Annotated in this window: 12 protein-coding genes; 3 read left to right on the top strand and 9 right to left on the bottom strand. The window is 67.7% G+C overall.

Translation table 11 applies throughout. The features are described from left to right. Positions 1-14: 14 nt before the first annotated feature. Positions 15-341, top strand: coding sequence for a hypothetical protein (locus J8847_RS11550; RefSeq protein ID WP_211524851.1), 327 nt, complete (start codon positions 15-17; stop codon positions 339-341). Positions 342-344: 3 nt separating this feature from the next. Beyond that, positions 345-896, top strand: a complete 552-nt coding sequence (locus tag J8847_RS11545) for a hypothetical protein (protein WP_211524850.1) — start codon at positions 345-347, stop codon at positions 894-896. Here the strand turns inward: J8847_RS11545 and J8847_RS11540 are convergent. The 8 genes from J8847_RS11540 to J8847_RS11505 form a co-directional block, all read right to left on the bottom strand. After that, positions 856-1,635, bottom strand: coding sequence for a spermidine synthase (locus J8847_RS11540; RefSeq protein ID WP_211524849.1), 780 nt, complete (start codon positions 1,633-1,635; stop codon positions 856-858). The two genes, J8847_RS11545 and J8847_RS11540, sit on opposite strands and share 41 nt — an antisense overlap. 98 nt (positions 1,636-1,733) lie before the next feature. Then, on the bottom strand, positions 1,734-2,333 hold the full coding sequence (locus J8847_RS11535) for a glutathione S-transferase N-terminal domain-containing protein (protein WP_211524848.1): 600 nt from the start codon (positions 2,331-2,333) through the stop codon (positions 1,734-1,736). Further along, positions 2,327-3,688: a PAS domain-containing sensor histidine kinase gene (locus J8847_RS11530; protein ID WP_211524847.1), complete on the bottom strand. Its 1,362-nt coding sequence runs from the start codon at positions 3,686-3,688 to the stop codon at positions 2,327-2,329. Before J8847_RS11530 ends, J8847_RS11535 begins: the two co-directional genes overlap by 7 nt. 7 nt (positions 3,689-3,695) lie before the next feature. Further along, complete coding sequence (locus J8847_RS11525) at positions 3,696-5,030, bottom strand: sigma-54 dependent transcriptional regulator (protein WP_211524846.1); 1,335 nt, start codon at positions 5,028-5,030, stop codon at positions 3,696-3,698. Positions 5,031-5,071: 41 nt separating this feature from the next. Continuing rightward, positions 5,072-6,304 carry an ABC transporter permease gene (locus tag J8847_RS11520; protein ID WP_211524845.1) on the bottom strand — a complete coding sequence of 411 codons (1,233 nt, stop codon included), beginning with the start codon at positions 6,302-6,304 and terminating at the stop codon, positions 5,072-5,074. Positions 6,305-6,323: 19 nt separating this feature from the next. Further along, on the bottom strand, positions 6,324-7,631 hold the full coding sequence (locus tag J8847_RS11515) for an ABC transporter permease (RefSeq protein ID WP_211524844.1): 1,308 nt from the start codon (positions 7,629-7,631) through the stop codon (positions 6,324-6,326). Positions 7,632-7,640: 9 nt separating this feature from the next. Further along, entirely contained in the window at positions 7,641-8,360 is a 720-nt protein-coding gene (locus tag J8847_RS11510) for an ABC transporter ATP-binding protein (RefSeq protein WP_211524843.1), read from the bottom strand. 28 nt (positions 8,361-8,388) lie between these two features. Continuing rightward, positions 8,389-9,657 (bottom strand): efflux RND transporter periplasmic adaptor subunit, encoded by a 1,269-nt coding sequence (locus tag J8847_RS11505; protein ID WP_211524842.1) that lies wholly within the window; start codon positions 9,655-9,657, stop codon positions 8,389-8,391. 182 nt (positions 9,658-9,839) lie between these two features. Between J8847_RS11505 and J8847_RS11500 the strand changes: the two genes are divergently transcribed. Then, a complete protein-coding gene (locus J8847_RS11500) occupies positions 9,840-11,501 on the top strand; it encodes a hypothetical protein (RefSeq protein ID WP_229512736.1) in 1,662 nt (553 codons plus the stop codon). Here the strand turns inward: J8847_RS11500 and J8847_RS11495 are convergent. Further along, a complete protein-coding gene (locus tag J8847_RS11495; protein WP_211524841.1) occupies positions 11,471-12,637 on the bottom strand; it encodes a mandelate racemase/muconate lactonizing enzyme family protein in 1,167 nt (388 codons plus the stop codon). The genes J8847_RS11500 and J8847_RS11495 overlap by 31 nt on opposite strands. Positions 12,638-12,647: the final 10 nt, after the last annotated feature.

Below are 12,647 nucleotides of genomic sequence, written 5' to 3'. Positions count from 1 at the left end.
AAGAAGGATATACGATGAACAACAAGCCGGTACCGAAATCGGGGGGTATCCGGCCAGGCGGGGCATTGCTCCGCCGCCCTGGATTTGCCGTCGTGCCGCCTGGACGGACGACATCGGCAGTATTTGTTTTTTGCAGCCACATCATGACTCAGCGACGAACAGACGAGCGCAGCGCGCTTGCCACCGAATATGCGTTGTTTCTGGCCGAGACACGCGGGATCAGCGCGGGCATGGTGTACCTCGACAGCTGCAACGTCTCCCGGGAGATCCTCCTGCGCGCCTTGCAGGATCCCGGAGCCCGTCGCAGCAAGGAGCGGCGCCAACAGCGGAGAAACGACTAGCACATGAATATCACTCAGCTCTGCAAACGCTATGGTCTCGAGCATTACGGCAACCTGGAAGATGCCTGGGATGCCTTCGGCCCTTCCGGCATCGTGCTGATGCAGTTGTGGCATGGGCCAAACCAGCGCCTGCAAGAGCATGCGCTGCCCGGCGCCCACCTGCGCGTGCTGTGCTTCGACAGTGCGGACCACAGGGAGGCGGGCGCGCAGGCTTACCAGGGCCGGGCCTGGAGCATCGCGGCCGTCGAGAACGGCGCCAAGGGCTACGCGGCGATGTCGGTGCGGCCTTCCAGGCAGCGCGGCGCGGGCGCCTGGGCCAAGTACGCCAACCTGGAGCGTGTATTCCCGGTGCTGGCGCTGGAGCGCGAGCCGGGCGGCGACATCTACGCCGTGCTCGGCCTGCCAGTGCCGGCCTCGGAGCTGGGCGCGCCCTCGCTGTCGCGGCGCGGACGTCCGTCGCTGAGCGCCGCCGCCCGCGCGGGCGTGAACGCCGGTGTCGGCGCCCGCCCTTCCGCTAGCCCTGGTGGTCGCGCATCCACTCCTTCAGCCCATTGACCCAGTTCTTGGCCGGCAGGTTCCAGCGCCGCTTGATCTCGGCGGCGCGCTCGTACAGCACCGAGAAGTCGAGCTGCGGCGCGTTCTTGAACGCGAGCACCACGATGTTCGCGTCGTGCACCTCGGGCAGCCACACCACCGCGTCGAACACATCCTGCATCGCCAGCAGGTTCTTGTCGTAGTTGCTGACGTCGCCGAACACATTGGCGGTCATGATGCCGCCTTCCTTCAGGCAGTCATGGCAGCCCTGGTAAAACTCCGGCGTGTCCAGCACCGGGCCGCGCGCATCCTGGTCGTACAGGTCGACCTGCAGCACGTCGGCCGTGCCGTGGTTGGCGCGGTCGAGCACGAAGTCGAGGGCGTTCATTTCGCGCACCTTCAGGCGCGCGTCGTCTTCCGGCAGCCCGAACAGGGCGCGGCAGATCGCGATCACGTTGGGGTTCAGTTCCACCGCGGTGACGCGGGCGTCGGGGAAGCGCTGGTAGCAGAACTTGGTGAGGGCCGCGCTGCCCAGGCCCAGCTGCACGATGTGGCGCGGCGCCTGCAGGAACAGGGTCCACATCATCATCATCTGCACGTATTCGAGCTCGATCGCATCCGGCTTGGAGAGGCGCATCGCGCCCTGGACCCAGGAGCTGCCGAGGTGCAGGAAGCGCACGCCTTCGAATTCATCGATGGTGGCGGGTGGGTGGCCGGGCTGGGAGAAGCGGGGATCGACGGGTTGCAGGTACTTGGGCATGGTGAAGCGATCTTACCAGACGGTCGTTCACAGCTCGGAGGTCACGGTACGCGTGCAAACTTGGGTTCCGGCGAAGGCCGGAACCCAAGTTCAAGCGGCTATGGCGTACCGTTAGCGCAATGCTCGGCAAACCCCGCATGCTCCGCCAGCCGCGCATACCACGCGTCCACCTGCGGATAGACCGGCCGGTCCATCGGCGTCATCCGCCAGCGGTTGACAGACACGCCCAGCACGATATCGGCCAGCGTGAAGCTCCCACCCGCCACATACGCCCCGGTCTGGCCGAGCCGCACATCCAGCAGCCCGACCAGGCGGTTCCAGCTGGCGATGCTGGCCGCGACCTGTGCCGGATCCCGGTGCGCCGCGCTGCCGCGCACCAGCGACATGAAGGCATAGCGCCAGGCCGTGTTGAGTTCAGTCGCCTGCCAGTCCATCCACTGCTCGACCCCTGCGCGCGCCTGCGGCTCACGCGGCAGCAAGGCATCGCCGCCATCACGCGCCGCCAGGTAACGGCAGATCGTATTCGACTCCCACAGCACGAACCCGCCGTCGACCAGCACCGGCACCATCCGGTTGGGATTGAGCGCCGCATGCTCCTCGCGCCATTCCTCGCGCCGGACTTCCAGCCCCAGGACCGCGCAGGTCCACAGCACCTTGCGCACATTGATCGAGCTCGCCTTGCCGATGATGGTCAGCATGTCCTCTCCGGCAGGGCGGGAAGGATGAGCGTCACGGCCAGGCCGCCGCCTTCGCGGTTGGCCAGGGTGATGCGCCCGCCGTGCGCCTCGGCGATTTCGCGCGCCAGCGCCAGGCCCAGGCCGGTGCCGCTGCGCTTGGTCGAGTAGAAGGGCACCAGGGCATTGGTCAGCACGGCGTCGCTCATGCCGCTGCCGCGGTCGAGCACATCGATGCGCAGCAGGTCCTGCACCCGGCGCACCTGCAGCTCCACGTCTTCCGGCGCCGAGCCCGATTCGTGGGCGTTCTTCAGCAGGTTGAGCAGGCTTTGCTCCATCTGGGCCGCGTCGATCCAGGCCGGCTCCGGCGGCAGCTCGCCCCCGACACGGAACACCACCTGGTCGCGCAGGCGCGCCACCATGGCCGGCCAGGGGATGGCTTCCAGGCGCGGCGTGGGCAGCTTGGCGAAGCGCGCGTAGCCGAGGATGAAGCTCTCCAGGTGACGGGTGCGCTCGCCGATGGTTTCCAAAATCTGCGGCAGGCGCTCGGTCTGGCCCCGCCGCACCAGCTCCGCGCCCGAGTGGGCGAGGGAGGCCAGCGGCGCCAGCGAATTGTTCAGCTCATGGCTGATCACGCGGATCACCTTCTTCCAGGTCTGCACTTCCTGGCGCCGCAGTTCGGTCGTCAGGTGGCGCAGCAGCAGCAGCTCGTGCTTGCGGCCATTCAGGGTGAAGGCGCTGCGCGCCAGGTGGTAGACCTCTTCGTCCTCGGCCTCGCCGGCCGTGAACAGGCCGTCGCCGCCGCGCGCCACGGCTTCCCTCAGCGCCGGCGCGGCGCCGTCCAGGATGTCCTTGACCTGGTGGCCCTCCAGCTTGCGGCCGCTGGACAGCAGCTGGCGCGCCGCCACGTTGGCGTAGACGATGGTGCCGCGGTTGCCGGCCGAATCGGCTACCAGCAGCATCGCCACCGGCGTGTTCTGGACCATGGTGTCGAGCAGCAGTTCGCGCTGCACCAGGCCGAGGCGCTGTTCGCGCAGCACCTGGCCCAGGTCGTTGTGAGCGGCGATCAGGTCGGCCAGCTCGTCGTTGTTCGGCCAGTGCAGGCTGAAGGAAAAGTCGCCGTCGCGGTAGCTGGCCACCGTGCCCTCCAGCGCGCGGAACAGCGACAGGATGGGCTGGATCTGCGAGCGGATGGTGATGATCGAAATCGGCACCACCGCCAGCAGGCAGACCGAGAACACCAGCAGCGGACTGTCGGGGAACAGACTGTCGAGGCCGATGGCGATCAGGATGCCCAGCGCCAGCAGGGTGCCGACCAGGGCCGACCAGCGCGTGACCAGCGACAGGCGGAAGCGCTTGCCGCGCCTGGTGGTGCTCATGCAGCGCTCATGCCGACCTGGCGATGCCCAGCCGCTCCATGCGGCGGTACAGCGCCTGGCGCGACAGGCCCAGCTCCGCGGCGGCCTGGGCCACCACGCCGCCGGCGCGCGCCAGGGCTTGGGCGATGGCGTCGCGGTCGGGTTCCGTGTCGTTGGCGGCCACGTGCACGGCCGGCAGGCCGAGGTCGGCCACCATGATGACCTCGCCCTGGGCCAGGAGGCTGGCGCGCGCCATCACGTTCTTCAGTTCGCGCACATTGCCGGGCCAGGTGTGGGCCAGCAGGGCCGCCTCGGCCGAGGCGTGCAGGCGCTTGCCGCGCGGGAGGAAGGACAGCGCCAGCGGCAGGATGTCGCCCGGACGCGCGGCCAGCGGCGGCAGGCGCAGCTCGATCACGTTCAGGCGGTAGAACAGGTCTTCACGGAAGCTGCCGGCCCGGATCATGGCGCCCAGGTCGGCGTTGGTGGCGCTGATCACCCGCACGTTCACCTGGCGTTCGCGGTTCGAGCCCAGCCGCTCGAAGCGGCCGGTCTCCAGCACGCGCAGCAGTTTCATCTGGCCGGCCAGCGGCAGGTTGCCGATCTCGTCGAGGAAGAGGGTGCCGCCGTCGGCCGCTTCGAACTTGCCTTCGCGCGCTTTCGAGGCGCCGGTATAGGCGCCGGCGTCGGCGCCGAACAGTTCGGCCTCGATCAGCTCGGAGGGCAGGGCGCCGCAATTGAGCACCACGAAGGGGCCGTCGGGTACCTGGGAATTGGCCTGGATGATCTCGGCGATGCGTTCCTTGCCGGTGCCGTTCGGGCCGGTGATCAGGACCGGCACGTCGGCACGCGCCACCTGGCAGGCCAGGTGCAGCACGCGCTCCGTGGCCGGGTCTTGCCACACCAGGCCGCGCAGGTCGAAGTTCTGTTCCAGTTCGCGCTTGGCGCGGCGCTCGCGCTGCAGGCGCGACGTGAGCGCGCGGTTGGCCTGGCCCAGCTCGATCAGGTTGGTGACGGTGGCCAGCAGGCGCTCGTCGTTCCAGGGCTTGGAGAGATAGTCGGCCGCCCCCGCCTTGACCAGGTCGACCGCCGCGTCCAGGTGGGTCCAGGCGGTCAGCAGGATTACCGGCAGGTCGGGATGGCGCTGGCGGATTTCGCGGAACAGCGCTACGCCTTCCTCGCCCGAGGTGGTGTCGGCGCTGAAGTTCATGTCCTGGATCACCAGGTCCACCGGCTGGCGGGCCAGGACCGCCAGCCCTTCCTCGGGCGAGGCCGCGCGCAGCGCCGCGATGTCGTGCAGCGAGAACAGCACTTCGAGCGCGATCGCGACGGCGGCGTTGTCGTCAATGATGAGAACTGTAGGCATGGCCGCTAGCATAGCATTGACGCAGGGTGGTGGACACTGGCTCAGACACTGCGGGTGGCCATCGCCGGCGAGATGCTGGCCGCGCGCCAGGCCGGGCCGTAGGCCGCCAGGATGCCGAGCGCCCAGAACACGATCGCGCCGCCCACCAGGTAGGGAATCGGCAGGCGCGCCATCTCCAGCTTGCTCACCATCAGATGGTTCAGGCCGACCCCGAACAGCAGGCCGCCGAACACGCCGGTGCTGGTGATCAGGAAGTTCTCCATGATGAAGTAGCGCAGGATGTCGAGCTTGCGGGCGCCGAGGGCGCGGCGCACGCCGATCTGCTTGCGGCGCTGGGTGACCCACAGGCTGGCCATGCCGACGATGCCCGAGCAGGTGATCAGGAGCAGCAGCACGCTGACCGTGATCAGCATCCAAGACAGGGCCATGTCGCCGCGGTAGCGGTTCTTGCGGTCTTCCTCGACCGTCTTGACGTCCAGGATCATCGGGGTGGCCGAGGACTTGCGCAGCGCTTCCTCGGCGTCCTTGATCACGCGGTCGCGCTGGCCCGGCTCGGTGCGCACGGCGTACAGCGCGCCCGGGTTGCCGTACAGGCGCGCCGGGATGTGCACCGCGAAGTCGCCGCGCTCGCCCACCTCTGCGTGGGCCGACTGCAGGCGCTCGACCACGCCCACCACTTGCGTGCCCTGCGAGCCTTCTCCGGTGCCGAAGTACATGGTCTTGCCGACCGCCGACTGGCCCGGCCACAGCTTGTCGGCCAGGGGCTTGGAGATCACGATCTGCTTGGGCAGCTCGCGCTGCTGGTTCTCGTTGATCTCGACGTACTCGCTGGGCACGAAGTCGCGGCCGTCGACGATCTTGAGACCGTAGGCCTTGACGAGCGAATCGCCCGACACGTACTGCGAGGCGATCGCGCTTTCGCGTTCCTGGCGCTGGTCCAGGGCGACGCTGCTGTTGCTGCCGCTGCGCGACAGCGGCATCTGGGTTACGTTGGCGACCGCCACCACGCCCGGTACGGCGCGCAGCACGTCGGCCTCGCGCTTCATGGTGGCCAGCTGCTGCTCCGGGCCGTCGGTGTTCAGGTTACGGACCGTGAAGTAGAAGGTCGAGGCTTCGTCGGACAGGCCGGAAGGGCGCGCAACCACTTCGCGCCGTTCGTTCACGATGTGCAGGGCGTTGGCCAGGATGCCCAGGCTCAGCGCCACCTGCAGCGCGACCAGGATAGGGCCGGTCTTGTTGCGCAGCAGGGCGGAAAAAATCGGACGGATTTCCATGATGGTCTCTCTCAGTCTCTTATTGCGATTTGAGTTGGATGGCCGGCGTCACCTGGCAGGCGCGCCAGGTCGGCAGCAGGCCGGCCACGATCGCGGCGGTGACGGACATGATGAAGGTCAGCATCAGCATCTGCCAGTCCATGCGGGCGACCATCGCCATGCCCTTGCTCTGCATGCCGATCAGGCCCAGGGCGCCGAAGGCCAGCACCAGTCCCAGCACGCCGCCCACCAGGCCGATCACGCTCGACTCGATCAGGAACTGGCGGAAGATATCGCTGCGCGAGGCGCCCAGGGCGCGCCGGATGCCGACTTCGGTAGCGCGCACCGAAAACTTGGCCAGCAGCAGGCCGACGGTGTTCACCAGGCACAGGATCAGGAAGCCGAAGGCCAGCCAGGCCGACAGCTTGCTGTCCTTGCCGACCACCTTGAGCTGCTCCATCCATTCCATCACGTTGTACAGCTTGTTCGGGGCGTTGCGCTTGAGGCGGCCCAGCTTGCGCTGTTCGCTGGCATAGCTGTCCAGCCAGTTCTGCAGGTCCGCGCGGTCGGCGGCGGAACGGGTCTCGAACCAGAACTGGAGCCAGGTGCATTCCGAAATCAGGAGGTTGGCCCAGCCCGGATCGCGGTTGGCGCTGCAGTTCATGCTGCCGCTGTGGCCGATCTCGTGACGGATCGCGCTGGCGAAGGGGATGAAGAATTCCTCGCCGTTGCTGAAGCGTCCGCCGATCAGCTTGTAGTAGCGCGGCACCGGCGCCCAGGTGTCGGTCACGCCCACCACGGTGAAGGGGGCGCCCAGCATGCGCAGCTGCTTGCCGACCGGGTTGGCGTCGCCGAACAGCTTCTCGGCGGTGGCGCGGCCCAGCACCACGACATCGGCGCCCCGGGCGTCGTCGCCCTCGGTCCAGGCCTGGCCGTGCAGGAAGGGCACGTTGAACATGGCGAAGAAGTCGCGGGTCGGCGCCAGGCCGGTGGCGTTGAAGGCCGGGATGTCGGAGCGCGGCGGCTCGATCGGCACTTCGACGCCGTACATGGCGGTGCGGCGCTCGCCCTGGCCGCTCTTGAGCAGGTTGATGGTGTCCGGGTAGCTCAGCTGGTCGTCGTTGGGGCCGTCGCTGGGCACCCAGCCTTCGAGCGGGCCGTTGTCCACGTGCGGCACGAACAGGCGGTCGCTCTTCTCGGGAATCGGGTCGCCCGACATCATGTTCAGGATGGTGAGCGTGGAAATGCTGGCGGCCACGCCGACCGCCAGGGTCAGCACCATCAGCGCCGTCAGCGCGGGGTTGCGGCGCAGGCTGCGCACGCCGAGCTTGAAGTAATAGGAGAACATGGCCGGTCCTTATGCGTTGGCGGCGCTGGCGGCCTTGGTGTCGACCAGGGTCGGGCCCTTGCGCACCAGGTCCGAGACCTGGCCGTCGATGATGTGCACGTTGCGGGTGGTGCGCACCGCCAGTTCCGGGTCGTGGGTCACCATCAGGATGGTGGTGCCGGCCGCGTTGATCTCTTCCAGCAGTTCCATCACGCCGCGCGCCATCTGGGTGTCCAGGTTGCCGGTCGGTTCGTCGGCCAGCAGCAGCTTGGGCGAGCCGGCCAGGGCGCGCGCGATCGCGACGCGCTGCTGCTGGCCGCCCGACAGTTCGGCCGGGTAGTGCTTCATGCGCGAAGCCAGGCCGACCTTGGCCAGGGCGTCCTCGATGCGCTCCTTGCGCTCCTTGGCGTTGAAGCCGCGGTAGCGCAGCGGCACGTCGACGTTGTCGAACAGGTTCAGGTCGGGAATCAGGTTGAAGCCCTGGAAGATGAAGCCGAGCTTCTCGTTGCGCAGGCGCGAGCGGGCGGTGTCGTCCAGCCCCTTCACGTTGACGCCGTCGAGGATGTACTCGCCCGAGGTGAATTCCTCCAGCAGGCCGGCGATGTTCAGGAAGCTGGTCTTGCCCGAGCCGGAAGGGCCGGTGACGGTCACGAACTCGCCCTGCTTGACTTCGATCTCGAAGCCGCGCAGCGCGTGGGTTTCGATCATGTGGGTGCGGTACACCTTGCTCAGGTTGGTCATGCGCAGCATGGGATTCTCCTTTGTTAGTCTTGTTCGTTCAGCGGTTGATCGAAACGCGGTTCGCGTTGTTGAAAGTATCGGTGCCGGAAATGACGACCTTGTCGCCCGGCTTCAGGCCGGACAGGATCTCGACGGCCGAGATGCTGGTGGCGCCCAGCTGGATCGGGGTGCGCACGGCCACGCCGTCCTGCACCACGTAGGCCTGGCGTCCGCCTTCGTTCTCGACGAAAGGACCGCGCGGCAGCATCAGGACGTTCGGCTTTTCCTCGATCAGCAGGCGCGCGGTGACGCGCTGGCTCTGGCGCAGGCCCTTGGGCTGCTCGCCGTCGAAGCGCACCCGCGCCAGCACCTGGTTCTTGACCACTTCCGGCGACAGGGCGGACAGCTTGCCGGTGGCTTTCCCGCTCGGCAGGGTGATCTCGGCGTTCATGCCCAAGCCCAGGTCGGCCACATAGGTTTCCGGCACTTCGATCTCGACCTCGAGCTTGGAGAGGTCGACCAGGGTCATGAGCGGCGCGTTGGCGGCCACCACCATGCGGTTCTGGACGTTGAGCGTGCCGATGAAGCCGTCGACCGGCGCACGCACGGTCAGCTCGTCCACGCGGCGCTGGGCGTTGGCGAGCGACAGGCGCTGGCGTTCCAGTTCGTTGACCTTGGTCTTGAGGGCCAGCTGCACGTCGTCGCCTTCCAGGGCCGCGGCTTGCGAAGCGTGGCGGGCGCGGATCTGGGCCGAGTTCAGCGCGTCCTTGGCCTTCTGGTAGTCGATCTTGGCGATGATGCCCACCTGGGCCACGCTCTCGTAGCGCTCGAGGGTGCGCTGGGCCGACAGGCGGTCGATCTCGGCAGTGTCGGCTTCGCGCTGGGCCAGCAGCTTTTGCTTGCGCGCCAGGATCTGCTGGCGCGCCACCTCGGCCTTGAGCTGCTCGTAGCTCGACACTTCGCGCTTGAGTTCATCGGTCAGGTCGGGCGACTCCAGCACGGCCAGGACATCGCCCTTCTTGACGGTGTCGCCGGCGGCGACCTTCAGGTTGACTGTGGCCGGGGAGGTCGAGTACAGGGTGGGGCTGACGGCGGCCACCACGCGGCCGTTGACCGAGGCGTCGCGCACCAAGGTGCCGCGGCCGACTTCGGCGATGCGCAGGCGCTCGGCGGAGACCGAGTGTTCGCTGCTGTTCCAGGCGGACAGGAGCAGGGCGCTGACGGCGACGACGGCGGCTGCGGCGCCGCCGATCAGGGCGCGGCGCTTGAGTTTCTGCGCCGGCGGCGGGGCGATGACGGCGTCTTGTTGTGAGGTATCGCGGATCATGGTCTTGTTCTGGTGAGGGCAGGTATGGCCCCATCCATTGCAGGAATCATGCCAGTTAGTTAAGTACTTGATTTTGTTGGAACTGCCTTTGCAGAGACCGGTGTCCGGCCTGTCCGTAAAGACGGTGCCGGACAGCGGACGGACAGCGTCTACCCGCCTCGGGTAATCGTGCGGACATGGCCTTGCGGATCTTGCAAGTTGCCGTGATCGGCCGCACTTTCCATCACGCGCCGGCATGGGCCGGCACCACGAAAGCCCCCACCTTGTCGCTGTTCGTCTACCTGAAAGACCTGTCGCGCGGCATGCTGCCGAGCGCGAGCCAGGAACCGTCCCGCCATTTCTTCACGCTTGAAGAGATCGGACGCCTGCACCGGACACGCGCGGACAGCGCGTCCGACCTGGACCAGCAGACCTGGGACGACCTGCTGCTCGGTTCCTATGAAGAGCAGCTGACGCAGGAGGTCAGCATTTTCGGGCGCCAGGTGATCCACCAGCGCCTGCGCGCGGGGCTGGACGACGCCGGCTGCGCCGCAGGGCGCGAACGCTTGCGCACATTGATGGCGGACCCGCTGCGCCTGGAACGCATGCATGCCGACCTGCGCGTCCTGCGCCATGCGGACAGCGAAGTGGCCGGCCTGCTGTTCGGCGCGGACATGCCGCCCACGCCATGGTGGGGCAGGTGGCTGTGGATTTTGCCGGTGGCCTTGCTGCTGGCGGTCGCCGCGACCATCACCCTGCCGCTGGGCTGGATCGCCGTCCTGGCGGCGCTGGCGCCGCTGATGGCCCTGCAGATCCATTACCACCGCCGGGTCGAGTCCTGGGACGCCGCCATCCGCGCCCTGCACGCGCTGCTGGCGGCGGTCGCCAGGCTGGGACAGGAAGACAGCACCCTCACCGCGGCCTTCGTCGACCTGCGCCGGCCCGCCGCGCGCCTGCACGTACGGCTGGTGCGCTCGCTCCTGGTACGCATGATCCCGGGCGGGAAGCAGTACGCCGACTGGTTCGGCGCCGCCAATGTGGGCCGCTACTTCAAGACGGTGCGCCTGGTCGCCGCCGAGCGCAAGCTGCTGCGCGAGTGCTATCTACTGTGCGCGAACCTGGAGGCGGACGTGGCGCTGGCGCGGCACCTGCTGGCCAGCGAGCGCTGGTGCTGGGCCGAGCGCTCGGATGCACGCTCCCTGGTGCTGGAAGAGGGCGTGCATCCGCTGATGCACCGGCCGGCGGCCTTGTCGCTCAAGCTGCAGGGGTGCGGCGCCTTCGTCTCCGGCCAGAACGCGTCCGGCAAGAGCACCTTCCTGCGCATGGTGGGCCTGAACCTGGTGGCGGCGCGCGCCTTCGGCTTCTGCTATGCGCAGCAAGCCCGCGTGCCTGCGCTGCCGGTGCGCGCCAGCATGCAGAACGAGGATTCGCTGCTGGGCGGCGAGAGCCTGTACATGTCGGAACTGCGCCGTGCACGCGAACTGCTCGACGCGAAGACGCCCGGCGTCTGCCTGGTCGATGAGGTATTCCGCGGCACCAATCACCTGGAATCGGTGTCGGCCGCCGCGGCCGTTCTGGAGCAGCTGAGCGAGCGCGACCTGGTGCTGGTGTCCTCGCACAACCTGGTGCTGGCGCCGCTGCTGCGCGAGCGGCTGGACGCCTTCTTCATCGATACCGCGAGCGGCAGGCCGGCGCTGGCCGCGGGCGTGCTGCGCAACCCGAACGGCATCGCACTGCTCGCCACCCAGGGCTTCGGCGCCCGGATAGAGAACCGGGCGGCGGAGGTGGCGCGCTGGCTGAGCGGCCACCTGGCGGAACCTCAGTCGGCTGAATCTCAGTCAGATAATTTGCGCATCTCGGCGTAGAGGTCGGCCTTGCCTTCGAAGCCGATGCCCGGCAGGTCCGGCATCGTGATGTAGCCCTTGTCGACCCGGACGCCGTCCGGGAAGCCGCCGTAGGGCTGGAACAGGTCGGGATAGGACTCGTTGCCGCCTAGGCCCAGGCCCGCCGCGATGTTCAGCGACATCTGGTGGCCGCCGTGCGGGATGCAGCGGCTCGGCGACCAGCCGTGCTCGCGCAGCATGTCGAGGGTGCGCAGGTACTCGACCAGGCCGTACGAGAGCGCACAGTCGAACTGCAGCCAGTCGCGGTCCGCGCGCATGCCGCCGTAGCGGATCAGGTTGCGCGCGTCCTGCATCGAGAACAGGTTCTCGCCGGTCGCCATCGGGTTCTTGTAGTAGTTGCGCAGGGTGGCCTGCAGTTCGAAGTCGAGCGGGTCGCCCGCTTCCTCGTACCAGAACAGGTCGTACTGCGACAGCGCCTTGGCGTACTTGATGGCGGTGTCGAGATCGAAGCGGCCGTTGGCGTCCACGGCCAGCTTCTGGCCGTCCTGCAGCACCGACAGGATGGAGTCGATGCGGCGCAGGTCCTCGTCCAGCGAAGCGCCGCCGATCTTCTTCTTGACCACCGTGTAGCCGCGGTCGATGTAGCTGCGCATCTCGTCCTTCAGCTTCTCGTGGTCCTGGCCCGGGTAGTAGTAGCCGCCGGCCGCGTAGACGAAGATCTTGCGGTCAGGCTGGCCGTTGCCGTAACGGTCGGCCAGCAGCTGGAACAGGGGCTTGCCTTCGATCTTCGCCACCGCATCCCAGATCGCCATATCGATGGTGCCGATCGCCACCGAGCGCTCGCCATGGCCGCCGGGCTTCTCGTTGGTGAACATGCAGTTCCAGACCTTGTGCGGGTCCAGGTTTGCGCCGCTGTCGTCGAGCAGCGAGCTCGGGTCGGCTTCCAGGATGCGCGGAATGAAGCGCTCGCGCATCAGGGTGCCCTGGCCGTAGCGGCCGTTGGAGTTGAAGCCGTAGCCGACCACCGGCTTGCCGTCGCGGATCACGTCGGTGACCACGGCGACCAGGCTCAGGGTCATCTTGCTGAAGTCGATGTAGGCGTTGCGGATGGGCGAGCTGATCGGGACGGTTTTTTCGCGGATTTCGACGATTCTCACAATGGACTCC

Origin of the sequence: Massilia sp. AB1 (genome assembly GCF_018119385.1) — a bacterium.
In the GTDB taxonomy this organism is placed as follows: domain Bacteria; phylum Pseudomonadota; class Gammaproteobacteria; order Burkholderiales; family Burkholderiaceae_D; genus Telluria.
The sequence above is the reverse complement of the archived record's forward strand: the minus strand, read 5'-3'. Positions and strand labels throughout refer to the sequence as shown.

Coding starts and splice junctions, on each gene's coding strand:
- J8847_RS11550 (WP_211524851.1), top strand. CDS start 15: ATGAACAACAAGCCGGTACCGAAATCGGGGGGTATCCGGCCAGGCGGG.
- J8847_RS11545 (WP_211524850.1), top strand. CDS start 345: ATGAATATCACTCAGCTCTGCAAACGCTATGGTCTCGAGCATTACGGC.
- J8847_RS11540 (WP_211524849.1), bottom strand. CDS start 1,635: ATGCCCAAGTACCTGCAACCCGTCGATCCCCGCTTCTCCCAGCCCGGC.
- J8847_RS11535 (WP_211524848.1), bottom strand. CDS start 2,333: ATGCTGACCATCATCGGCAAGGCGAGCTCGATCAATGTGCGCAAGGTG.
- J8847_RS11530 (WP_211524847.1), bottom strand. CDS start 3,688: ATGAGCACCACCAGGCGCGGCAAGCGCTTCCGCCTGTCGCTGGTCACG.
- J8847_RS11525 (WP_211524846.1), bottom strand. CDS start 5,030: ATGCCTACAGTTCTCATCATTGACGACAACGCCGCCGTCGCGATCGCG.
- J8847_RS11520 (WP_211524845.1), bottom strand. CDS start 6,304: ATGGAAATCCGTCCGATTTTTTCCGCCCTGCTGCGCAACAAGACCGGC.
- J8847_RS11515 (WP_211524844.1), bottom strand. CDS start 7,631: ATGTTCTCCTATTACTTCAAGCTCGGCGTGCGCAGCCTGCGCCGCAAC.
- J8847_RS11510 (WP_211524843.1), bottom strand. CDS start 8,360: ATGCTGCGCATGACCAACCTGAGCAAGGTGTACCGCACCCACATGATC.
- J8847_RS11505 (WP_211524842.1), bottom strand. CDS start 9,657: ATGATCCGCGATACCTCACAACAAGACGCCGTCATCGCCCCGCCGCCG.